A 21,724-nucleotide genomic window follows, 5' to 3' on the forward strand; every position below is an offset into this window, starting at 1 on the left:
AAGTTGAAAGGAAACCATTATGATAGAGTTAGAGAATGTTACTATGACCTACCCGGGTGGTATGACGGCTCTGAAGAATGTTAATATCAATATAGAAAAAGGCGAGTTTGTCTTTATCGTTGGAAGCAGTGGATCTGGTAAAACGACATTGATCAAGCTCTTATTAAAGGAACTAGATCCGACATCCGGTTCTATCCGTGTAGCGGGATATAATTATAAAACGATCAAAAAGAAGAATATCCCAAAGGTCAGAAGAAAGATTGGAGTTGTATTCCAGAACTTCCGACTGTTAAAGGATCGTACCATCTATGAGAATGTCGCATTTGCACAGAGAGTTATACAGACTCCTGCAAGATATATCAGAAGACGAGTACCTGCTATGCTGACGCTGGTAGGACTTGCTGATAAGTACAAGTCATATCCAAAGGAGTTATCCGGTGGTGAACAGCAGAGAGTTGCCATGGCAAGAGCTTTGGTAAATAATCCTGAGATCATCCTTGCCGATGAGCCAACCGGTAACCTGGATCCGAAGAACTCAGAGGATATTATGGAGCTGCTGGACGATATCAATAAACGTGGAACGACAGTTGTTGTAGTTACACATAATAAGGATATCGTAAATGAGATGCGAAAGAGAGTAATCACACTGAAGAAGGGTGTGGTTATCAGCGATGAAAAACAAGGTGGTTATATAGATGAAGATTAGTACATTCTTTTATATCCTGAAACAGGGATTTACAAACATCAGAAGAAATATATTGTTCTCCCTTGCATCCATCGGTACAATTATTTCGTGTTTGTTTATATTTGGTATTGTATATGCAGTTGTTGTTAACTTCCAGTCCGGAATGCAGGATCTGGAGAACAACGTAACGATATCTATCTTTTTTGATGAAGATATTCCGGATGAAACGGTTCAGTTGATCGGAGAGCAGATCCGTGTTCTCGATTATGTGAACACAATGGATTTTATCAGTGCAGATGAAGCATTTGATAAATTCTGTGAGCAGAACTATGATGATCCGGAGGCAGCAAAAGCAGCTTTTGGTGATGACAATCCGTTAAAGAATTCTGCTTCTTATGAGGTAACATTGAAGGATGTATCCAAACAGGCTGAATTTGTAGCATTTGCAAAGGGACTGGACGGTGTAAGAAATGTCAGAAGCTCAGAGGTAACGGCTGATAGTATTTCGACATTATCATCACTGGTCGGTTATGCTTCCATCGGTATCGTTGTGATACTGATGCTGGTATCTATCTTCCTGATCAGTAATACGATCACGATCGGTATTACCGTTCGTAAGGAAGAAATTGCGATCATGAAGCTGATCGGTGCAACAAACTTTTTTGTACGTGCACCGTTCATAATAGAAGGTATTATTATCGGAGCAGTCGGTTCTGTTATTCCGCTTTATCTGTTATATATTATGTATCAGAAGATTCTAGAATATGTGGCAGGACGATTTGCAGTTCTGACATCAGTATTTGCATTTGTAAGCAAAGAGGAACTGTTCCGTACGATGGTACCGGTAGGCTTAATACTTGGTATAGGTGTAGGTTTGTTTGGTAGTTTGATCACTACCAGAAAACATTTGAAGGTTTAAGGGAGGTTTTATTTTGAAGAAATTTCAGATCCCATTGATGAAGAAATTCAAAAAGACAGCAATTGTTGTCGTATGTGCAGTTGCACTTGCGGCAATACCGCCGGTTTCCAATGTCTCAGCAACTACCATGCAGGAGGCACAGGACAGCAAGAATGAAGCTGAGGGAAATAAAAAAGATGCACAGAATGTGCTGGATGGCCTGCAGGAGAGACAGAACCAGTTGATCAGTGATGTTGAAGTGCTTGATAAACAGGTTTCTGATATTCAGACAAAGATCACTGCAAAAGAGGAAGAAGAAAATCAGTTGAATACTGAGATCGATGATACAAAGAAAAAGCTTGCAGAAGCCCAGGTTGATGAAGATAATCAGTATGCAGCAATGATGAAGCGTATTCAGTATCTTTATGAAAACGGAGAGGTAGAATACATAGACACACTGATGTCATCTGCTTCCTTTACAGATATGTTGAATAAATCAGAATATGTTGAGCAGATTTCAAGCTATGACCAGAAACAGTTAAATGCATTGATTCAGACCAGACAGGATATTCAGGATTACGAAGCAACACTGGAAAAAGACCTGAAAGAGGTTGAGAGTGTTAAGGCTGATCTTGAAACTGAAAAAGATAATCTGAATACAACAATTACAGAGAAGAATAATAAGATCGCAGAGTATTCCAAGGATATTGACGCTCAGACAGCTATGGTTGAACAGTATCAGAAAGAGATTGATGCAGCAGATGCAGAGATGGCAGCCATTCAGAAGCGACTGGATGAGCAGCGTGCAGCACAGCAGCAGAGTGGCGGCAGCAGCGGCAGCAGTGAGCCACAGTACTATACACCAAGCGGTGGTTCTTACATGTGGCCTGCTACACAGGGAAGCCGGATCAGTTCTTACTTCGGACCAAGATCTTCACCTACAGCAGGTGCAAGTTCGAACCATAAGGGAATTGATATTCCATGTCCAACCGGTAGTGATATTGTTGCATCAGCAGCAGGTACAGTTGTTGTATCACAATACAGCTCATCTGCGGGATACTACATCATGATCGATCATGGAAATGGTGTATCGACAGTATATATGCATAATTCCCAGTTGGTTGTCAGTGTAGGACAGAGTGTTGAACAGGGACAAGTAATTGCCAAGGCAGGAAGTACCGGATACAGTACGGGTTCCCATTGCCATTTTGGAGTTATGATCAATGGATCTTATGTAAATCCACTGGATTACCTGTAAAAAGACAGAAAGCTGGGATTCATACATGTATGATAACCAGTCAGAATTGTAAGATTTTACAGAATTACACATAGGATAAAACGACAGACAGATCGGGTGAAAGCTGGATTTGTCTGTTGTCGTTTATAAAAGGAAATTTTCGGGAGATATTCAAAAGGCTAACGTGATACAGATGAATATGAATGATTATTCTAAGAATATGAAAGGATGCAGAATGTGCGATGCGCATTGCAAAAGGTAAAATGAAGCATAATTTTAAGAAATGGATTCTTGGTGCGGCAGTTATAGCCGGATGTGCGGGAATGATGGGATGCTCCTTTACGAAGGACAATACAAAAAGCGGCGATTTGAATACGGATGCCGGAAAACGGCATGATAATCTGGAATACAATGGTTCAGTCGTGGATGAAGATACACTGGAGAAGCTTGCAAGTCTGGAGACGATCATTGATCAGTCGTATTATTTTGACACATCGGATGAGGATATGCAGAATGGTCTGTATGCCGGGCTGATCGAGGCATTGGATGATCCATATGCAAAATATTATACCCCAGAGGAATTTGCAAAATTGCAGGAAGACAGTTCCGGAGAATATGCGGGCATCGGTGTTGTTGTGAGACAGGATGAAGATACTGGATATGCAATCGCAGTCAGCATTACAGAAGATTCCCCGGCATCAGAAGCTGATATTAAGCCGGATGATCTGATCTGTAAGATCGATGATTATGAGATTCAGGAATCTGATGATCTGGACTATCTGGTTACAAAGATCCGTGGAGAAGAAGGTACGGATGTCACTCTTGAGATCTACAGACCAAGCGAACGGAAGTACCATACAGTAACCCTTACAAGAAGAAAACTGGAAAACAGTACAGTTTCTTATTATATGGCAGATACAGATAAGAAGATCGGCTATGTCCGTGTAACACAGTTTGTTGCGAATACAGGTGATTTGTTCAGAAAAGCAGTAGAAGATCTGAAATCACAGGGAATGACAGCGCTGATGATCGATCTCCGTTCCGATCCGGGTGGAATGTTATCAACGGTTGTTGATATGTGTGATTATCTGCTTCCTGCCGGTAAGATCGTATATCAGGAAGATAAGAATGGAAATGTCTTATCAACGTATGAGTCTACGGATGAAGAGCAGCTAGATCTACCGATGGTAGTGCTCGTAAACGGAGAAAGTGCAAGCGCATCCGAGATCATGACAGCGGCATTAAAAGAATATGGCGTAGCAACGATTGTTGGCGAGAACACATATGGAAAGGGAATCGTACAGTCGGTTATTCCGCTTTCTGATGGCTCAGCAATAAAGCTTACAACTGCCAAATATTTCACACCAAATGGAAATGATATTCACAAGAAGGGTGTAGCACCGGACATCGAAGTAGAACTTCCGGAGGATTATGTTTCCGATGATTTCCAGGGCGAGAAAGATACACAGTATCAGAAGGGGCTGGAAGTCTTGCGCGGGAACGTAAAATAGAGTAGGATTAGGTGTAGAAAATAGAGTAATTACATGGTATAATCAAAAATAACGTGTTAAGAAAAATAAAGGAGAAACTTTCATGAATAAGGAATTGATTATCGTACTGGACTTTGGTGGACAGTACAATCAGCTTATTGCACGAAGGGTCAGAGAATGTAATGTTTATGCAGAAGTACATCCGTACACTATGAGCATTGACGAGATCAAGAAGATGAACCCGAAAGGCATTATTTTCACTGGTGGACCGAATAGTGTATACAAGGCTGATTCACCAAGTTACAGCAAGGAAATTTTTGAACTGGGTATTCCAATCCTTGGAATCTGTTATGGTTCACAGTTGATGGCACATGTACTCGGTGGCAAGGTAGCAACTGCTCCGGTCAGTGAATATGGCAGAACTGAGGTAACAGTGGATAAGAATTCCATTTTGTTTAAAGATGTAAATAAATCAACGATCTGCTGGATGAGTCATACCGACTATATCGCAGAAGCACCGGAAGGATTTGTATCAACTGCAACGACTCCAAACTGTCCATTTGCGGCAATGGAAAATGCAGAGAAGAATTTATATGCAACACAGTTCCATCCAGAGGTTATGCACACAGAAGAGGGAATGAAGATGCTTCGTGCATTTGTCATGGATGTATGTAAATGCTCCGGTGACTGGAAGATGGATTCTTTCGTTGAAGATACGATCAAGAGTCTGCGTGAGAAGATTGGAAATGGCAAGGTGCTCTGTGCATTATCCGGTGGTGTAGATTCGTCGGTTGCAGCCGTTCTGTTATCCAAGGCAGTTGGTAAGCAGCTTACCTGTGTATTTGTCGATCAGGGACTTCTTCGTAAGAACGAGGGTGATGAGGTCGAGGCAGTATTTGGTCCGGACGGTCCATATGATCTGAACTTCATCCGTGTAAATGCGCAGGATCGTTTCTACCAGAAACTTGCAGGAGTTGTTGAACCGGAAGCAAAACGTAAGATCATCGGTGAAGAATTTATTCGTGTATTTGAGGAAGAAGCAAAGAAGATCGGTGCTGTCGACTTCTTAGTACAGGGAACAATTTATCCTGACGTGATCGAATCCGGTCTTGGAAAATCTGCAACGATCAAGAGCCACCACAACGTAGGCGGACTTCCGGATTATGTTGATTTTAAAGAAATCGTTGAACCGCTTCGTCTCCTGTTCAAGGACGAGGTTCGTAAAGCTGGTCGTGAGCTTGGCATCCCAGAGTATCTGGTAAGCCGTCAGCCATTCCCAGGTCCGGGTCTTGGAATCCGTATCGTTGGGGAAGTAACTGCTGAGAAGGTTAAGATCGTTCAGGATGCTGACTATATCTACCGTGAGGAGATTGCAAAAGCAGGTCTTGATAAAGGACTTGGACAGTATTTTGCAGCTCTTACCAACATGCGTTCTGTTGGTGTTATGGGCGATGAACGTACCTACGACTATGCAGTTGCACTTCGGGCCGTATGCACCAGCGATTTCATGACTGCTGACTGCGCGGATATTCCGTTTGAAGTATTGCAGAGAGTAATGACAAGAATTATTAATGAAGTGAAGGGTGTCAATCGAGTAATGTATGATCTGACGAGTAAGCCACCTGGAACGATTGAGTTTGAGTAGTAAACAGAGCTTCATAAATGGCGTAAACAAGCCATTTATGGGGCTTTTTCTTTTATCGTGATACCTATATGATACCTGTTTTGATAGTACCACAGATATTAATGTGTACTAAACAGAAGTGTCATAGGTATTCTCAATTATCACATTTCTTTTTATTTTCAAAAATTATCCCAATTATATGAAGCACCAAAAATTGGTGCAAATTAGTGAAAATACACCAGTGGTGTCTCTTCCGTAAAAATATGGTTTACGGTAGACTTTATAACGCAGAAATAAAAAGTTCGTCAGAGAATATGTTTTGACGAAAAAAGTCCATGAGAGAATATTTAGCAAATTCATGCTTTGAATTAGAATGAGTGATGTAATCAAGAGACAGGGATGCTGCTATATTTGTAAAAAAACCGCTATTGTACCCTTATCTGAGAAAAAGGGTCGGGTTTGTCCCTTTTAAAATTTAAGACAAGAAAATACAATAGTTGCAACGAGTTATATATAAGTTGTAGCTGCCAATACAAGTGCTTGATACATACCGCATGCCGGGGAGAGGAGGTGAATGCACCATGGAAAAGTTATATTACACAGCAAAAGAGGTTGCTGAGATGCTTGATGTATCGGTATCTCATGCATACAAAGTAATAAGAGAAGCTAACAGGGAATTATCTTCTAAAGGCTTCTATGTCAGAGCCGGTAGAGTCAGCCGTAAGTATCTTGACAGTAAAGTATATGACTTATGTGATAAGACAGCATAAGGGAAAGGAGTAGTTGTATGGCAGCATATAAGGATGAGGCGAGGGGGACATGGTATGTCTCCTTCCACTACAACGATTGGACAGGTAAAAACAAAAGAAAGCTAAAGCGTGGCTTTCGGACGAGAAAGGAGGCATTGGAATACGAGCAGAAGTTTCTGCTGCAGCAGGCAACAAATCTGGATATGAGGTTTGAAGATTTCTACAAGCTGTATGAGGAAGATTTAAAGCCTAAGCTGAAGCTTAACACATGGCGTACAAAGGATGTCATTTTTCAGAAGAAGCTGATTCCATATTTCAAGGACAAGAAGATGAATGAAATCAGTCCTGCGGATATTATCAAATGGCAGAATGAGATGATCAAGAAGAGACAGGCAGATGGTAAGCCTATAAGCCGACTTATCTGAAAACAATGCAGTCAGAGCTGTCAGCCATATTTAATCATGCGGTACGCTTTTACAATCTGAGAGAAAATCCTGTAAAAAAGGCTGGAACGATTGGTAAAGGTAAAGCTGATGAGATGGATTTCTGGACAAAAGAAGAATATCTCAAGTTCATAGAATGTGTTAAAGACAAGCCAATATCTTATTATGCGTTCCAGATTCTTTACTGGTGCGGAATAAGGGAAGGTGAACTGCTTGCTCTGACACCGGCAGATATTGATTTTAAGAATAAGAAACTTCATATTACAAAGTCTTATCAGTATATCAATGGTGAGGATATCATCACAGATCCTAAGACGGAAAAGAGCAGAAGGGATGTTGTAATTCCCGATTTTCTGGTAGAAGAGTTAAGACAGTTTATCGGAATGTTGTATGGATATGGCAGAGATGACAGAATATTTCAGATTACGAAGTCATATCTGCACCACGAGATGAGCAGAGGAGCTAAAGCTGCAGGAGTAAAGAGAATAAGAATTCATGATCTTAGGCATTCGCACATTTCTTTACTTATTCGCCTGGGTTTTTCAGCGGTAGCCATTGGAAATAGGGTTGGGCATGAAAGCCAGACAATCACATTTCATTATGCACATATGTTTCCGACAGAGCAGATTGAGATGGCTGATAAGCTTAATGAAGAATTTGTGCCGGGTACAGGGAATGGAGGTGATATTCAGTGAGTGGAGTTCATAAGAATCCGACAATCAGTTTTCGCATATCAGACTATGAAAGGCGTGAAATTGAAGCAAGAATCAAGGCAAGTGGAATGATGAAGAAAACATTTTTTACAAGATGCTGTATCTATGGTCGAATATGTGTTGTAGGTAAGAAAGAAACTGTATATATGCTGGTGCAGACGCTAGAGAAGATGCAGGCAGATATTCACAAAATGTATGATGAAATCATAGAAACAGGACGGATAAAAGAAAAAGAATCACCGGTTGATGGTGAAGCTTATACAGATATTGAAGAATTGCAGCATGACTATCTTGCTATGATAAAAGCGGTTATGGATATGCTGGATGGTGCAAAATACCTCTGGCAGATATAGGCGTTTCCTGACGGCAATCGGGAAAGCCACGGCAGATAACAAAAGCGGGCTTCTGTTACCAAAACACCAATTAAAGTATAACAGCAGCTCACTTTTGAGACAATGATTATTTACGAAAGTGAGGCAGACAGTGGAAACAAATACAGAATTAAAAATGATACACCTCTCTGAGGTAGAATCACAGCAGATTAAATGGTTGTGGTATCCGTTTATCCCTTATGGAAAGCTGTCGATAGTGCAGGGAGATCCAGGTGATGGAAAATCCACGCTGATACTTAATATTGCGGCAAGGCTGTCAAGGGGAGAACGTATAGATGAAAATATGGATATTACTGAGCCTGTAAATGTAATATATCAGACGGCAGAAGACGGACTTGCAGATACAGTCAAGCCGAGGCTGGAAGCAGCAAATGCAGACTGCAGCAGAATATCAATCATAGATGAGTCTGATAAGAGTGTGAGTATGACGGATGACAGGATAGAGGAAGCCATAAAAAGAGAAAATGCGAAGTTGTGCATTTTTGATCCGATACAGGCTTATCTTGGCGGTGATACTGATATGAACCGGGCAAATGAAGCCAGAGAAATGACGAAGAAGCTTGGAAGTATTGCTGAAAGAACAGGCTGTGCCATTGTTCTTATCGGTCATATGAATAAAGGTTCAGGAGCAAAGGCTGCTTACCGGGGAATGGGCTCCATAGATTTCTTTGCTGTGGCAAGGAGTGTAATGCTTGTCGGCAGAATTGAAGGACAGAGCAATCTTAGGGCAGTGATACAGATAAAGAATAATCTTGCAGCATTTGGTCACCCCAAAGCATTTGAACTGGCAGAGGATGGATTTCATTGGTTAGGTGATTATGAAATTACCGCTGATGAAGTGCTTGGAGGTATAGTGCCAAAGGCAAGTAAACTTGAGATGGCAAAGCAGTTTTTAAGGGAACAGGCAGAAAGAACACAGAGGATTTTAAGTACAGAGATTATAGAGCTTGCAGCACAGGAAGGAATATCGAAGAGAACACTTGAGACAGCCAAGAAAGAACTCAATATAAAGGCTGAGCGTTGCAATAATAACTGGTACTGGAATTTGAGAGCATAAAAATCAACATCGCAACATTGCAAAATGTCAGGTTTTGCAATCTTGAAGCTTGCAAGGTTGCAAAATATATAGACCTTGCGATGTTGCGGTCTTGAAAAGAAAGGACAATGACTATGACTTTATTTGAAGAATTATGTGTTGAATATAAAGAAGTTGATGGAATTTTATATCCTCTTTTATCTGTTGATGAAGCAGAATACAATCTTACGGATATAGGAAAATATGGTCGGATGTGGCTTAGGTATATGGAAGAAAATGAACGTTCTGAGTATCGTCATATGGCAAGAATGGGACAGCTTAGAAAGCAGGCAGAGGCAGTAAATGAAGAAGCTTATGAGCGATTGGACAATATTGAAGAGGCTTGGTTGAAAAAGCATATGACGGGTAAAAAGAAAACATTTATGGAGCAGCTACATTTGCGGAATCAGGCAAGAGCGATGGCAGAGGAAATAGTGATAAATGAGATTGTGTTTAAGTGCAGGTAAGGTTTAAAAGGCTGATGCCAAAACCCTCGGAGAGCCCCCACAGTTTTGTCAGTATGACGAAACTGCTAGGGGGTTATCATCTATGGCAGAGCCAAGATGATAACCGCACCTCTCCGACAGAAAAATACGAATAAGAAAGGACAAATGCCTATGGGAAATGTATCATACTCTGCTCACATAAGCAATGGCAAGAGTGCGATAACAAGTAAAAAAGCACTTGCAGGAGTTGCAAAGCATAACCTGCGTAAATATAAATCTGCAGATTACAGCTCAGATAACATCAGGCTGATATATGGAACAACAGATTTGTTTCAGGATGTTAAGCGGGTATATCACAGAGAATTTGATGACGTGGTAAAGGAATATAACAGCAGACAGAAAAGAGAAGACAGAAAGATAAAGGATTACTTTGAACATGTTGCAGGTCTTAATCAGGATATGGCAGTTGAGATTATCTTTCAATGCGGGGACAAGAAATACTGGGAAGAACATTGGAAAAATAAAGATTATATGTCTGAGGTATTTGATTATATTCTTGACTGCCTGCAAAAGCTACTGCCGGAGTTCAAGATTGCAAATGCAGTCATACACTTTGATGAAGCCAGTCCGCATATGCATGTAGTAGGCGTTCCGGTATGGGAAGGAGCAAAGCGTGGCTTATCCAAGAAAGTATCAAAAAGAAATGTGTTTACACCACAAACATTATCAGTGATTCTTCAGGATAAACTGCGTGAAGAGGCAAGCTATGGTTTTGAATGTTATTTCAAGGAACAGCTGGCAGAGAAGAAAAAGGGTCGCAACCATGACTTGTCTGTGACGGAATATAAGGTAGCACAGGAGAGTAGGAAGCTTGCTGATATAAAGCAGCAGAACAATGAAGAGCAGGAGAAAAACACTAAACTTAGAAGCAATAACGCAAGCATATCATATCAGATGCTACGCAGGAACAATGCCATAGTAGAAATCTGGATGTTATAGCTGCTGATGAGGACAGGCTGGAGACAGTCAGGAGTAGTATTAATGCAGCAGAAACGGAATATGCAAAATATGAAGATATGATTACGGATAAAAAGAATAATCTGGAACTTCTTTCTTCTAAGGAAAGTGAACTGATTGAAAGAACAAAAATTGCAGAGAACGTATATGATATGTTCCGACAGGGTGGAACTGATGATGTCAGGGAGAAGCTTATTGATGTAATGTATGAGAACCAGAAGCTTAGAGAGGAAAATACTACATTAAAGGAACTGTTGGAGAAGGCGTATGAGTTTATGAAGCAGTTTGTAATTGATGGAGTTAATCTGTTGGAGAGGTTCTTGGAGAGTGTGGGGAAGGTGGTTGGAAACGTTTATAAAAAAACAGAATAAAAACATCTGTTCGTGCAACAAAGTATTGACATTGACATACGAAGAAAGTATTATAAATTTATGAAGCAGGAGGAATAAATGAGATGAGAAAATCAATTTCAATCAGTATAAGAGTGAGCGAAGAAGAATTAGATAAGTTTAAGGAAGCAGCAAGATTAGAAGCATATTCATCATATAGTGAGTTTATAAGAAGAACGGCATTAATAGAAGCTGCCAGAATAATTAAGGAAAACAATGAAGGAGAGGATCCCCATGAACATAATTAGTTTGTTTAGTGGATGTGGTGGATTAGATTTAGGCTTTGAAAGAGCTGGGTTTAATATTCCTGTTGCAAATGAGTTTGATAAAACAATATGGGCGACATTTAAAGCCAATCATCCTAATACTCATCTGATTGAAGGTGATATAAGACAGGTAACAAAAGAAGATATAAAACAGTTTATAAATGGAGAAGTTGACGGAATTATCGGTGGACCACCTTGTCAGTCGTGGTCTGAAGCAGGTTCATTAAAGGGAATTAAGGATGCCAGAGGACAGTTGTTCTTTGATTATATTAGAATACTAAAGGAATTCAAGCCTAAGTTCTTTTTGGCAGAAAATGTAAGCGGAATGTTGGCAAACAGACATTCAGAAGCGGTGCAGAATATTCTAAATCTTTTTGATGATGCAGGATATGATGTGTCATTTACCCTTGTAAATGCAAAGGATTACGGAGTCGCAGAAGAGAGAAAGAGAGTATTTTATATAGGTTTCAGGAAGGATTTGAACATTGATTTTGGATTTCCTAAAGGTTCAACAAAGGATGATGATAAGAAAATCACTCTTCGTGATATTATATGGGATTTGCAAGATACAGCGGTTCCATCAGGAGAGAAAAATCATCATAATCCAGAAGCAATCAATAACAATGAATACTATACTGGAGCATATTCGCCAATATTTATGAGTCGTAACAGGGTAAAAGCATGGGATGAACAGGCATTTACAGTTCAGGCATCAGGAAGACAATGTCAGCTTCATCCACAGGCACCTAAAATGGTTAAAGTGGCACAGAATGATTGCAGATTTGTAGAAGGAAAAGAACATCTTTATCGTCGAATGACAATTAGAGAGGTTGCCAGAGTACAGGGATTTCCGGATGATTTCAAATTTATATATGAGGATACCAATACAGCATATAAAATGATTGGTAATGCTGTTCCAGTTAACCTTGCATATGAAATAGCTGTTGCGATAAAGAAATACCTAGAAGGTAATGGTGCAGAGGTTGCTGTAGATAATGAGGTTATAGATGCAAAGGAGGTTAATGAGAAGAAAGTGAGTACAAAGAGTAATGATCAGGGTAGAGCATATGAGTATGCTTGGATAAAAACACTTTACAAGGCATTATGTGAGATGCGAAAAACTAGAATAGTTGATAATTCTAGCTTGCATGCAAATGAAAAGGCATGGGCTCTTATGGATGAGGAAATGCAGCAGACATTTATGATATCAGCAGAATCAGCAATTGATACAGTACTTGAAATGGAACCTAAAATGTCAGAAGGCAGTAGTGATGAATTGACATTAGAATTTCAGAAGGACGGAGCAGGCGTAAAGGGTGATGTAAGAGATATTGTTATTAGAAGAGAAGATATTGAGTGGGAAATAGGATTAAGTATCAAACATAATCACGATGCCGTAAAACATAGCAGATTAAGTCATAAACTTGATTTTGGTAAAGAATGGTTTGATATGCCTTGTAGTGATGCATATTGGGATGCGGTTCAACCAATATTTGATATGTTGAAGAATGAAAAGGATAACGGTTCAAGATGGTCTGAAATCAATGACAAAGACGAAGTAGTATATGTACCATTATTACATGCTTTTATGGATGAGGTTAATAGAGCATATAAAGAAGATAAGAATATGCCACGTAAGATGATAGAATATCTTATTGGAATAGAGGATTACTATAAGGTTGTCAGCCGTGATAGTAAGCGTCTTACAATGATTCATACTTTTAATATGCATGATACTTTAAATAAACCAAGTGAAAATAAGGTGTCGGCAATTACTGTTCCAGTAGTAGAGCTACCTACAAGACTTGTGGCACTTGAGTTTAAGCCAGGAAGCACTAATACAGTAGAAATGTTTTTGGATAATGGATGGCAATTAAGTTTCAGAATTCATAATGCAAGTACAAAGGTTGAACCAAGCTTAAAATTTGATGTACAGTTTATTGGTATGCCGACATCAGTGCTGAATATTGAATGTAAATGGAAATAAGGCGGTACAGACATTGAGAAAAATGCTATTAAGTTTCAGACCGGATGTTTATGAAAAAATAAAATCTGGTGTGAAGATATTTGAACACAGGAGAAATTTTCCAGATGAACCTATAATGGCATATATGTATGTCAGCTCACCGGTGAAAGCAATCACCGGTGTTGTATACTTGGGTAAAAGGCATTGTCTATCTGACTGGATGGAAGACTATAAAGAAGATAGCAATGTCGTTACACGAATAAAAGAATATATAGAAAAGTATCATTATAGGTATGCTATGGAAATAGATAGATTTCAGGAAACATCACAGATATCATTAGATGACTTAAGAGAAAATGTTCCGGGATTTGTAGCACCACAGATGTATATATATTTGGATGGTACAGAATTGTTGGAGTATATAGAGAGTAACTTAAAAATGATAGATTTGCAGGTAGAACACTCATTTGAAAGAATAGAGACTTGTCAGGTTTGTGTGCATTAATTAGGCATTGTTAGAGAGGGGTGAGTTAACGCTTTATGGAATTTTTTTCGACAAGAAATAAGGTTTTAAGAGTAAATCCCAATGGGGTAAGAAGCACAAGCATGCAATTGAGAGAACGTATATGGAATGTATTTTATAAGGAAGAGTATGACTACTATGATACATCGGAATATACATCTTACACAACGGGAATAGAAGATATGATGCTGGAAATGGGAATTAAATACGAATTTCCAGCAAATAAAATCTACAAAAATGAAAATGCAGAAAAGTTGCATAAGTATGTGGTTCAATGTGAAGGTATATGGTATCGAATATATGATTTTATTGAAAAATATCTTAGATTGACTGATAGTGAAAAAACTCAAAGGCTGACGTTAGAATTTAATCGAATACTAGAAGAGGAGGTTGCTCCATACAGAATTTTAAATGGATTAGTTGTACCGATTATTGGTAAAAGTGAATTGAATTCAATAAGTGAAACAATTGACTTGGAATATGAATCTGTTAGTAAACATATGACAAAGGCATTAGAGTTATACTCTGATAGACAAAAACCAGATTATGAAAATTCGGTAAAAGAATCAATAAGTAGTGTTGAAGCTATGTGCAGTATTATAACAGATACTTCGGGTGGAACGGCAACATTAGGTAATACATTGAAAAAATTAAAGGAATGTGGAATTAATATACATCCAGCAATGGAAAATGCGTTTAAGCAGTTGTATGGGTATACATCTGATTCAGGTGGAATAAGACATGGAAGCATTGAATTTGTTAATGTGGCAAGTGAAGATGCTAAGTACATGTTGGTTTCATGCTCAGCTTTTGTAAACTATCTGATTGAAAAATGGATAAAACTTAATGGAAGGAGAGATATTTAATGTTAGATAATATATTTGAGCAATTAATGTATACTACATTAAGAATTGAGTGTATAGATAGTATTGGAAATATTTTTTCAATTGGTACAGGATTCCTTATACAAAGACCTGTGGGAGATAATAAATATAAGTTATATTTGGTCTCTAATAAGCATGTTTTGTGCAATACAGATTCAATTGCAATATCTTTTACTGCAAATAAGGGAAATGAACCAGATGTTGGTAACAGGGTACGTTTGCCAATATCAAATATAAAGGATAGTATTGTAGGGCATCCAGATTCTAATGTTGATATTGCTGTTTTAGAATGTACAGGACTTTTTATTATGATGCCTGAACAACTATATTATAAAGCTGTATCGTATGATATGTTAGCAACATTCAATGAAGAAGAATTATCTGTAGCTGAAAATGTATATTTTGTTGGATATCCAGATAATAGATATGATAAGGCAAATAATTTACCATTGATACGAACTGGTATGATTGCTAGTAATCCTAAATATGACTATAATGGTAATCCAACATTTATAATTGATGCACAGGTGTTCCCAGGTTCAAGTGGTAGTCCGGTTTACATAGATTTGACATATGAAAATATGAAGAATGGACAAATAATTGTTGGTAAAAAAGATATAAAATTATTAGGCATTGTTTCTGCTACTATGATAAGGAATAATCAATTAAAATCGATAGAAACAAATACTCATTATTTAACAGAAGAAGTATTAGGATTAGGAATTGTTTATAAATCAACAGCAATAAAAGAATTAATAGATACTTTACCGATGAATAATTGAGAAAATGACGAGAAGGTATTAATTTCGTACTTTACCGATGAATAATTGAGAAAATGACGAGAAGGTATTAATTTCGTATCCAATAGCAATTTACTATGATTAAAATGGCAAATAAAAGGTTAGGAGAAATTTAATAATATGAATTCAGTAAATTTATATATTTTATGTGAAGGAACAAAATTGGATAATTGGGTTGATTATCAGAAAGTATTGACAAATTCATATGAAAAAAACAATTGAAAAATGCTGAAATTGATACATTGAAAAGATTTGTTAATGAACTTTTGAATTGGGGTATAGCCATAGAGGATTTAGATGGATTTTTTTATGGATTTTCTATTCCACAAATATCAAAAGAGTTTGATTTGTTAAAAATATTCGAAAATGATGTAGTTGTAAATATTGAATTAAAAAGTAATGATATAGCTATGGACAAAATAGAGTATCAGTTGAGGAAAATAGATATTATTTATCACATTTAAAGAAAAAAATTTATAGTTTTACTTATGTTAATTCTGGGGAGAATGGTAAGATATATTCATATGATGGAGACAAATTATTAGAAAGCAATATAGAAGAAATTGCTCAATTAATTTCTTTAAAAGGTACGTTTATTAAAGAAAATATTGAGAGCCTATTTAAGGCTAAGGATTATTTGATCTCTCCAATTAATACACCACAGCTTTTTGTCGAGGGAAATTATTATTTAACAGGTCAACAGGAAGAGATTAAGAATAAAATAATTAACGGAATAGATAATAGAGAACACAAAATATGGGGGATTCAAGGCAGTGCTGGAACGGGAAAAACATTGTTGCTCTATGATATTGCAAGAACATTAGGACAAATGATGAGGGTATGTGTGATACATTCGGGCATTCTTTCTCAAGGACATATTGAATTAAATTCAATTTTACGAGAAGTTGACATAATTCCAGTTAAAGAATGTAATGAAAACTTGATTAGGCAATATGATTGCATTTTGATAGATGAGTCGCAAAGGTTATATCAAGTAGATTTTGATTGTATAGTTAAGGCATTTCAGGATTTGGATATTCATTGTATTTTTGGATACGACTATTATCAGGTTTTATCATATGCCGAAGAAAATAGAAATATTCCAGAACAATTAAATAGATTGAGCTTTTTTTGTGAAAATAAATTATCTGAAAAAATACGTACGAACAAGGAAGTTGCGTCATTTATTAAAAACGTGATTAATTTAGCACATCGACCAAAAAGATATATGGATTATAGCAATATAGAAGTTCTATATGCTTTTGACTATACAGTGGCAAAAAATATAATTGAACATTATGTCACAAATAAGCAATATAAATTTATATCGTATACGCCATCGAGAATAAAAAGTAATGATATAGATAAACTTTCTAATTATACAAATACACATCATATAATAGGACAGGAATTTGATAATGTGATTTTTAGTATGGATAATAATTTTAAATATGCTGAAGATGGACATTTACAGGGAAAAATTCATCCAAATCCTGATTACATATTTTATAAACTTTGGTTTCAAGGAGTATCTAGAGCAAGGGAACGATTATGTATATTAATAATAGGGAATGAACCTTTGTTTAACAATATTTTACAAGTTAAGATGCAGTTTAGTGAGTAGATATACAACTGCTATTTTTGTAAATATTGTAAAGCAATATATTACTTGAATGTTATATCATTTGGTGCCTAGATTTTAATAGGAATTTTGATACCCATATGATACCTAAATTTTTGAAAATATAAAATAATTGTGATAAAAGGCGGAATAATAGCCATTAAAAGCTCTAGAAATCAAGCCTTCACAGGGATAATAAGTTCCTCTGCGGGGAGTGGGAATAAATCGAGTTGCTTAAAAAAGCCAGTGTTTATGCGGGTTTCAGCGATTTCGATTAGTCTTTTGATAACAAATTGATAACAGTCATAGCAAGTGCCATTATTCTTGTTATCCAGTGGTTTATGGGTAACGGAACAATTAACAGGTGGCTTGCAGACTAAAGTTCGGAGCTTGGCTCTGAACAAATTCCATATTATAAACTAAGCCCTTAGCTGTGGTTAATAACCATAGTTAAGGGCTTTTTTGTCGTTGCCAAAGCATCTGTAGGGAGCTGCCAGTGGCAGGTCCTGTAGGTGCTTATTTATCTTTCAAGTGGTCTTTGAATGCTTCCACGAGAGCGTCACTTAATTCCTGTGATGGAACTTTTGCCCAACGCTGTGTGGTGTCGAACTCTGGATAATGGTAACGCCAGTTATCGTATTCTTCTCTGTTGATTTCTTCGGAAGATAGCTTGTCTGCCTGTTCTTTCCAAGCATACAGCATTTTGAGGAGTTCATATGCTTCTCTGCCTTTGTCCTTGTTGACCTTTAAGCATACCTCTCCGTCTGCTTCACTGACAGTAAGACCGTAAATATCTTCAAGGGTAAACAGAGTGTGCATAAGACCGATATAGCTGTCTATGTCAGGAACATCAAGAGCCTGTGGAGAAACATCAAGCACCTGTGCCAATGCATTTGTAAGGTCTGCTTTCGGTTTGCGTGTACCAGTTTCGTACTGTGCCAAACGCACATCAGCACTCTTTTCTGGAAAACCGATTGCTGTACCGAGATACTTTTGTGTCATACCACGCATTAGTCTGAAAAAATGTATTCTTTCGCTGATAGCCATAATGATACGCTCCTTTTATATTTAGTGAAATAAGTATAGCAGAAATGTTTAGTGGAAGTCAAGAAAAACCGAAACAAAAATGTTTAATATTTTCTTTGCAACCACTTGACAATAGCAAATATGTTTAGTAAAATAAATTACGAATTAAACAAATATGCTTAATGCGACAACTGAATGACCGTCCGAAAAGCCAAACCGCCAAGACCTCGTCGGAGCAAGTTCCGTATCGTTCGCTTGTGTGCAAGCACAAAAGCTCATTCGCTGCACTGCTCCTCCTCTTCCCCAAAAGTCTCCGACTTTTCGGGAACCCCTATACGAGCGAGCGCCTGATGTACTGCGGTGCATTGGGACAGCACAGCGCCTGCCGACAAGCAGGAGTGCCTGTTGGAACTTTAACACGGAGAAAGCGGCAAGCAAAAAATTATTTTAAGAAAGGAAGAAAAAGGATATGGAAAACAGATTTATCCGAGCCGAAGATGTGGCTCAGGAACTAAACGTATCAAAACCTTATGCATATAAACTCATCAGACAATTAAATGAGGAATTGAAAGCAAAGGGCTTTATTACGATTGCAGGGCGTGTAAATCGCCAGTATTTTTACGAAAGGCTCTACGGAGCAGGAAAGGGGGAAATGTAAATGCCGGTATTTAAGAATGAAGATAACGGTACTTGGTATGTGATGGCAAGGTATGTGAACTGGAAAGGGGAACGCAAGCAGAAATGCAAGCGTGGCTTTGCTACCAAACGAGAAGCACAGGAATGGGAAAGAATGTTCAAATTGCAGACTTCTTCAGACCTTGATATGAGTTTTGAAGCCTTTACGGAGCTTTATATCAATGATGTGAAGAACCGTTTGAAGGAAAACACGTGGCTTACCAAAGAGCATATCATACGCACAAAGATACTTCCGTATTTCGGGAAACTGAAAATCAGCGAGATTTCCACAAAGGAGATTATTACTTGGCAGAATGAAATGCTTGCCTATCGTGATGAGAAGAAAAAGCCTTATTCACAGACGTATCTGAAAACGCTGCACAATCAGTTGTCCGCCATTTTCAATCACGCTGTCCGCTACTATGAACTGCGTTCCAATCCTGCGGCAAAGGTGGGAAATATGGGACGTGAGGAACACAAGGAAATGCTGTTCTGGACAAAGGAAGAATACAAGAAATTCTCTTTTGAGATGATGGACAAGCCTGTTTCCTTTTATGCGTTTGAAATGCTTTACTGGTGCGGTATCCGAGAGGGCGAGCTGTTAGCTTTGACTCCGGCAGATTTCAACTTTGATAAGGAAACAGTCACAATCAATAAATCCTATCAGCGTTTGAAAGGGCAGGATGTGATTACTTCTCCGAAAACGAAAAAGAGCAACCGCACGATTAAAATGCCGAAGTTTCTGTGTGAGGAAATGAAAGAATATCTCGGTATGCTTTACGGATTGAAGAAGAAAGACCGTATCTTTACGGTGACGAAAAGCTATCTTCATCACGAGATGGACAGAGGGGCAAAGGCGGCAGGCGTGAAGCGTATCCGCATTCACGATCTCCGTCACAGCCACATTTCACTCTTGATTGATATGGGCTTTTCTGCGGTGGCGATTGCTGACCGAGTTGGTCACGAAAGTATTGATATTACTTATCAGTACGCACACCTCTTTCCGTCAAAGCAGATTGAGATGGCAGAAAAATTAGATGATTTAGGGAAAGGAGATTTTGAAAATGTCAGCTAAGAACAGAGATAACAAAAATCGTTGGAGGAATATCACAGTAGGGTTTCGAGTATCGCCCGAAGAAAACGAACTCATTAACAGAGCTGTAGCTCTATCAGGATTGCCAAAACAGGAGTATTGTTACCGCCGTTGCTTAAATCAGGATGTGGTGGTACAGGGCAATCCGAGAGTGTATAAGGCGTTGAAAACGGAATTTGCCACAGTCCTTGCGGAACTGAAAAGGATTGAAGCAGGAAAAGGTGTGGATGATGAACTGCTGAGTGTAATAGAACTGATTTCCATTATTCTCGGCGGTTTGAAAGGAGAGGATGCGAATGGAGAATAAAAAAGAAATGACTATTCCAAATGTATCTGCGGCAACAGATGCGGAACAGTCACTTTCCAAATGTACTGACAATAGTATAGTCAATCAGGATACGGATTTCAAGGGGTACGAGCAATCTTTTGAAGAAATGCAAAGGGAAATACTCAGACAGTTAGACCCTTCCTATCTGAAAACAGTATCAATGACAACGCTGTATGATACGGTGTTTGAGGTTCAGACACCACTTATCGACGGTCTGCTCCAAAGGGGAACTTACCTTTTCGTAGGTTCCCCGAAAGTGGGAAAGAGCTTTATGATGGCACAGCTTGCCTATCATATCAGCACAGGCACACCGCTTTGGGAGTATAAGGTGCGTAAGGCAACGGTGCTTTATTTTGCCCTTGAAGATGATTACCCACGTTTGCAGAAGCGATTGTTTCAGATGTTCGGTGCAAAGGAGACAGGCAATCTGTATTTCGCAACGGAATGTAAAACGGTCAATGGCGGACTGGAAGAACAGATAAGAGGGTTTATGAGGGAACACCCAGACACAGGCTTGATTATCATAGACACCTTAAAGCGTGTGCGTGAAGCAGGCGGAGCAGATTACAGCTACGCAAGTGATTATGATGTTGTGGCAAGGCTGAAAGCGTTGGCAGACAGTTACAAGGTTTCAATGCTTATTGTTCATCATACACGCAAACAAAAATCGGAAGATATATTCGATATGATTTCAGGCACGAATGGTCTGATGGGTGCGGCAGACGGTGCATTTGTTCTCAGTAAGGACAAGCGTACTTCCAACAATGCCACACTTGATGTTGCTGGCAGAGACCAGCAGGATATGAAAATCCATCTTGTAAGGGACAGCGAGCGATTGGTGTGGAACTTTGCAAAATCGGAAACGGAGATGTGGAAAGAACCGCCCGAACCTCTGCTTGAGAAGATAGCGGATACGCTCTTTTCGGAAAGTGACAGATGGGAAGGAACTGCTTCGGAACTTTGCGAAAGGCTTGCGGTGGATATAAAGCCGAATGTACTTTCTTTAAGGCTCAGTATCAACGCAAGCAGGCTGTTTCGTGATTACGGTATCCGTTATCAGAACAGCCGCACACACGACGGAAGAAAGGTTTCACTTTGGAAAGAAACCGAGCAGACGGCGTGACAAACGGTGTCAAAGGTGTCAATGTTTTTGAGAGCAGCACGCTGTGAAAAACATTGTCACCATCGTCACACTTTGACACCGGATAAAGTTTAGGGGAGTGTGCAGAGAGTGCCTTTTCAAAGGCGGCTCTTTGGTCTCGCCTGCTGGCTCGGTCGGTTCGCAGGCGTGTGTGCCACCGGCACACGCTCACCCCTCGGAGAGCCTTCGGAGCGCAAAACCTGTTTACAGGTCGCATTTTTGATGGGTGTACCCGTCAAAAGT

Annotated in this window: 23 protein-coding genes and 1 pseudogene; 23 read left to right on the forward strand and 1 reads right to left on the reverse strand. The window is 38.8% G+C overall.

Annotation, left to right across the window (positions count from 1 at the left end):
* The first annotated feature begins 19 nt into the window (after positions 1-19).
* The 19 genes and pseudogenes from ftsE to DW959_RS03835 all read left to right on the forward strand — a co-directional run bounded on the left by ftsE (position 20) and on the right by DW959_RS03835 (position 17,221).
* The gene (gene ftsE / locus DW959_RS03750) at positions 20-706 is read left to right on the forward strand and encodes a cell division ATP-binding protein FtsE (protein ID WP_021943136.1); all 687 of its coding nucleotides are present in this window, start codon (positions 20-22) and stop codon (positions 704-706) included.
* Entirely contained in the window at positions 696-1,604 is a 909-nt protein-coding gene (ftsX, locus tag DW959_RS03755) for a permease-like cell division protein FtsX (RefSeq protein WP_118615423.1), read from the forward strand. The genes ftsE and ftsX overlap by 11 nt, the downstream gene beginning before the upstream one ends.
* 13 nt (positions 1,605-1,617) lie before the next feature.
* A complete protein-coding gene (locus DW959_RS03760; protein ID WP_021943134.1) occupies positions 1,618-2,841 on the forward strand; it encodes a M23 family metallopeptidase in 1,224 nt (407 codons plus the stop codon).
* Positions 2,842-3,062: 221 nt separating this feature from the next.
* Positions 3,063-4,331: a S41 family peptidase gene (locus DW959_RS03765; protein ID WP_226801055.1), complete on the forward strand. Its 1,269-nt coding sequence runs from the start codon at positions 3,063-3,065 to the stop codon at positions 4,329-4,331.
* 82 nt (positions 4,332-4,413) lie between these two features.
* A complete protein-coding gene (guaA, locus tag DW959_RS03770) occupies positions 4,414-5,955 on the forward strand; it encodes a glutamine-hydrolyzing GMP synthase (protein ID WP_044944527.1) in 1,542 nt (513 codons plus the stop codon).
* Positions 5,956-6,515: 560 nt separating this feature from the next.
* Entirely contained in the window at positions 6,516-6,704 is a 189-nt protein-coding gene (locus DW959_RS03775) for a helix-turn-helix domain-containing protein (protein WP_021923573.1), read from the forward strand.
* A 17-nt stretch (positions 6,705-6,721) separates the two neighbouring features.
* Positions 6,722-7,821: pseudogene (locus tag DW959_RS03780) on the forward strand (site-specific integrase).
* Complete coding sequence (locus tag DW959_RS03785; RefSeq protein ID WP_118615425.1) at positions 7,818-8,192, forward strand: hypothetical protein; 375 nt, start codon at positions 7,818-7,820, stop codon at positions 8,190-8,192. Before DW959_RS03780 ends, DW959_RS03785 begins: the two are co-directional and overlap by 4 nt.
* A gap of 154 nt (positions 8,193-8,346) precedes the next feature.
* The gene (locus DW959_RS03790; RefSeq protein ID WP_118615462.1) at positions 8,347-9,288 is read left to right on the forward strand and encodes an AAA family ATPase; all 942 of its coding nucleotides are present in this window, start codon (positions 8,347-8,349) and stop codon (positions 9,286-9,288) included.
* A 113-nt stretch (positions 9,289-9,401) separates the two neighbouring features.
* Positions 9,402-9,773: a TnpV protein gene (locus DW959_RS03795; RefSeq protein ID WP_118615427.1), complete on the forward strand. Its 372-nt coding sequence runs from the start codon at positions 9,402-9,404 to the stop codon at positions 9,771-9,773.
* Positions 9,774-9,923: 150 nt separating this feature from the next.
* Positions 9,924-10,751, forward strand: a complete 828-nt coding sequence (locus DW959_RS03800; RefSeq protein WP_118615464.1) for a plasmid recombination protein — start codon at positions 9,924-9,926, stop codon at positions 10,749-10,751.
* A 77-nt stretch (positions 10,752-10,828) separates the two neighbouring features.
* A complete protein-coding gene (locus tag DW959_RS03805; RefSeq protein WP_118615428.1) occupies positions 10,829-11,140 on the forward strand; it encodes a hypothetical protein in 312 nt (103 codons plus the stop codon).
* Between the two features lie 83 nt (positions 11,141-11,223).
* On the forward strand, positions 11,224-11,406 hold the full coding sequence (locus DW959_RS03810) for a DUF1778 domain-containing protein (protein ID WP_118615430.1): 183 nt from the start codon (positions 11,224-11,226) through the stop codon (positions 11,404-11,406).
* The gene (locus DW959_RS03815) at positions 11,393-13,411 is read left to right on the forward strand and encodes a HaeIII family restriction endonuclease (protein WP_118615432.1); all 2,019 of its coding nucleotides are present in this window, start codon (positions 11,393-11,395) and stop codon (positions 13,409-13,411) included. The genes DW959_RS03810 and DW959_RS03815 overlap by 14 nt, the downstream gene beginning before the upstream one ends.
* A gap of 13 nt (positions 13,412-13,424) precedes the next feature.
* Complete coding sequence (locus tag DW959_RS03820; protein WP_147353062.1) at positions 13,425-13,895, forward strand: hypothetical protein; 471 nt, start codon at positions 13,425-13,427, stop codon at positions 13,893-13,895.
* Positions 13,896-13,930: 35 nt separating this feature from the next.
* Positions 13,931-14,779, forward strand: a complete 849-nt coding sequence (locus DW959_RS03825; RefSeq protein WP_147353063.1) for a hypothetical protein — start codon at positions 13,931-13,933, stop codon at positions 14,777-14,779.
* Complete coding sequence (locus tag DW959_RS03830; RefSeq protein WP_118615438.1) at positions 14,779-15,579, forward strand: serine protease; 801 nt, start codon at positions 14,779-14,781, stop codon at positions 15,577-15,579. The genes DW959_RS03825 and DW959_RS03830 overlap by 1 nt, the downstream gene beginning before the upstream one ends.
* Positions 15,580-15,815: 236 nt before the next feature.
* Complete coding sequence (locus DW959_RS14445; RefSeq protein ID WP_243023326.1) at positions 15,816-16,061, forward strand: hypothetical protein; 246 nt, start codon at positions 15,816-15,818, stop codon at positions 16,059-16,061.
* Positions 16,062-16,234: 173 nt separating this feature from the next.
* Positions 16,235-17,221 carry a DNA/RNA helicase domain-containing protein gene (locus DW959_RS03835; RefSeq protein ID WP_243023327.1) on the forward strand — a complete coding sequence of 329 codons (987 nt, stop codon included), beginning with the start codon at positions 16,235-16,237 and terminating at the stop codon, positions 17,219-17,221.
* A gap of 513 nt (positions 17,222-17,734) precedes the next feature.
* Here the strand turns inward: DW959_RS03835 and DW959_RS03840 are convergent.
* Positions 17,735-18,265 (reverse strand): helix-turn-helix transcriptional regulator, encoded by a 531-nt coding sequence (locus DW959_RS03840; protein ID WP_009247529.1) that lies wholly within the window; start codon positions 18,263-18,265, stop codon positions 17,735-17,737.
* Between the two features lie 448 nt (positions 18,266-18,713).
* Here DW959_RS03840 and DW959_RS03845 point away from each other — a divergent pair, with 448 nt between their 5' ends.
* Genes DW959_RS03845 through DW959_RS03860 form a run of 4 tightly spaced genes read left to right on the forward strand, consistent with a single transcriptional unit; the run spans position 18,714 to position 21,463 of the window.
* A complete protein-coding gene (locus DW959_RS03845; protein WP_009247528.1) occupies positions 18,714-18,902 on the forward strand; it encodes a transcriptional regulator in 189 nt (62 codons plus the stop codon).
* The gene (locus tag DW959_RS03850; RefSeq protein WP_009247527.1) at positions 18,903-19,994 is read left to right on the forward strand and encodes a site-specific integrase; all 1,092 of its coding nucleotides are present in this window, start codon (positions 18,903-18,905) and stop codon (positions 19,992-19,994) included.
* On the forward strand, positions 19,984-20,319 hold the full coding sequence (locus DW959_RS03855) for a hypothetical protein (RefSeq protein WP_009247526.1): 336 nt from the start codon (positions 19,984-19,986) through the stop codon (positions 20,317-20,319). Before DW959_RS03850 ends, DW959_RS03855 begins: the two co-directional genes overlap by 11 nt.
* Positions 20,309-21,463 (forward strand): AAA family ATPase, encoded by a 1,155-nt coding sequence (locus DW959_RS03860; protein WP_009247525.1) that lies wholly within the window; start codon positions 20,309-20,311, stop codon positions 21,461-21,463. The genes DW959_RS03855 and DW959_RS03860 overlap by 11 nt, the downstream gene beginning before the upstream one ends.
* Positions 21,464-21,724 lie beyond the last annotated feature (261 nt).

Origin of the sequence: Clostridium sp. AM46-21 (genome assembly GCF_003480025.1) — a bacterium.
In the GTDB taxonomy this organism is placed as follows: domain Bacteria; phylum Bacillota; class Clostridia; order Lachnospirales; family Lachnospiraceae; genus Coprococcus; species Coprococcus ammoniilyticus.